At 38.8% G+C, this 2,559-nt stretch carries 1 protein-coding gene and 1 tRNA gene; one reads left to right on the top strand and one right to left on the bottom strand.

Features of this window, described 5'->3' with window-relative positions; genetic code table 11:
- Positions 1-6: 6 nt before the first annotated feature.
- Positions 7-82, bottom strand: a tRNA-Thr gene (locus tag ACT3RM_RS17460).
- Positions 83-467: 385 nt separating this feature from the next.
- Here ACT3RM_RS17460 and ACT3RM_RS17455 point away from each other — a divergent pair.
- On the top strand, positions 468-2,559 hold a 2,092-nt coding region (locus ACT3RM_RS17455; protein ID WP_444511468.1), incomplete at its 3' end, for an ATP-binding protein.

Genomic DNA, 2,559 nt, shown 5'->3' with positions numbered 1-2,559 from the left:
AATAAATGGTGCCGACTAACCGAGTCGAACGGTTGACCTACTGATTACAAGTCAGTTGCTCTACCAGCTGAGCTAAGTCGGCACACTAAACTGTGTGCTAAGGCACGCGTATTAATGTATAAATTGCTTAATTTAATACACTAACACTGAATAAATTTGTCCATATGCAAAGTCGGGTACCGGCTAAGCTATCTGGGCGTGCGGCGTATTAAACGGGTTTTGCCCCTGCAAGTCAACTTTTTTTTAATCGCCCACAACTGTTTGCACAGTTTTCCACCAACTCGGTTAAAGTTTTATACAGTTTGATTATTTATACCACAATTTAGCCTGCTTTCATGTAGATAACAAGTACACTGTGTCTGCTTTGAACACAAAAACGTAGTGAATTATTTCGTGTAAGTGGTAGGATTGATTTAATAATCAAATAACAATTTGTCTTAGAACATTAATTAATCGGATAACAGTCAATGTCGAGTAAATTTGCATCTCCTGTAAAAGGCTTGCTACCGCTATTTTTAGTTATAAATATAGCGATAACCTCACTCGCTATCATTGCTTATTCCTTTTACCCAACTAAGAACACTATAGCTCAGCCAAAGAAAACACCAATTCAACTTCAAAAATTAGTAAAGCAGCTCGACGGCCCTTTAGTTAAGTCGCTCACTCAAGACGGTCAGAACAATACTAAACAAATTCTTGAGTTGGCTTTAATGTTTGATGAGAATATCAGTTACCACCTTTATAGATACTCTTTAAGTGATAAAACCGAACTACTCTTTAGTAATGCTGATGAAGAAGTTGCAGCTTCAAAAATTGATCAAGCACTAAATAACAACACACAAATTCATCATGTACTTCGTTTGAACGACCAACCTGTTGGAGAGTTAATTGTAAGTCAAACGCACGCTCCCATAACACAAGAAACAACAAGTAACTCTGCTATTCTTAGCTATATTATTGCTGGTGCTGCTTTGATGTGCTTAATTTTATTAGCACTGCCCTTTAATGCTTTCATTAATACTCGAACGCGTGAATCAAGTAATCTGCTCGCCTCACAACTTGCTAACATTACAGCAGCTGGCGACTACTCAAAAAGTGTCGATGAACGCCTTGATATTGGCTTAGAAATAGTCGCTAAAAACATTAATCAATTATTGAATAAAATTAAAGCCGCTGATGATAGTAATAATGCAGCGCAGCACGATTTACAAACGCTGCAAAGTAACTTAGAAAACGAAGTACAAAACCGTACAATGGAGCTTGAAAGAGCCACTTCACGCGCTGAACAAGCCAGCGAAGCTAAAACGACCTTTTTAGCGACCATGAGCCATGAAATCCGCACTCCTATGAATGGCGTGATTGGCACCATTGATTTATTACGCCAAACAGAGCTCACTGGTGCACAACACAGACTCAGCACAATTATAAGAGAGTCGGCGTTTTCATTATTAGGCATACTCGATGATATTTTAGATTTTTCTAAAATTGAGGCCGGTAAACTCAACATTGATCCTACTCCTTTTTCAGTATCCGATACCGTTGAAGAGGTAGCTCGCGTACTTTCATCAATTGCAAAAAAACGCCAACTAGAACTTGAACTTGCTATCGCTCCTGATATTCCAGTGAATTTAATTGGTGACACTGTACGAGTACGCCAAGTACTTTATAACTTATGCAGTAACGCTATAAAATTTACCAGTACGGATGAGAATCGCCGAGGCCATGTTCGTATCAGTGTTGAAGTAGCACAAAATACAGCCGATCATTTTACGCTTCGCTTTGCAGTAACCGATAACGGTAAAGGTATGAGCCAAAAGCAGCTAGGAGAAATATTTAACCCATTTATTCAAGCTGAAGGAGCTATTACCCGCGAATATGGGGGGACAGGGCTTGGGCTTTCTATCTGTAAGAGTTTAACTGAGTTAATGCTTGGCTCAATCACCGTTAGCAGTGACATTGGCATTGGTAGTGAGTTTATTGTTGAATTGCCTTTTAGCACTGAAAACGCCATTAAATACGCACACAAAAACACCCTAAAAAACCATCGCGTTGTTATTGTCACAAATGATGAAGAACGTAGAAACCTACTAATGCGCTACCTTTCCTTTATGGGAGCAAAAAAAATCGTAGTGCAAAACGCAACTCAAGCGCAAGCACATCAAGATAACAAAGAGATTATCTGGGTCCTAGATGGTATTGACGAAATAGACGAAGTAAACGCACTTTTAAGACAGTTACTGTACACATTAGAAGATAATCAACAGCAGGCGATAGTGTTGAGCACTTTAAATGAGGCCGGCATTAATCATAAGAACATTTTTTACCTCAATGCCTCACCACTATGCAAGTCTAATTTCATGATGTCATTGCTAGTTGCAGCGGGACTCCACACGCCAAAAGAAATAAAACCCGTACGTAGCTTAAATAACTTTTTAAGTGTTGAGCAAGCGCGCAAAGAAAACAAATTAATTTTATTAGTTGAAGATAACTTATTAAATCAGCAGGTCCTAACCGATCAACTTCATTTACTAGGCTATGGTGTTGAAGTTGCTGAAAACG

Source organism: Pseudoalteromonas sp. AOP7-A1-14 (genome assembly GCF_052376275.1).
In the GTDB taxonomy this organism is placed as follows: Bacteria; Pseudomonadota; Gammaproteobacteria; order Enterobacterales; family Alteromonadaceae; genus Pseudoalteromonas.
This window is presented reverse-complemented; position numbering and strand designations above follow the sequence as displayed.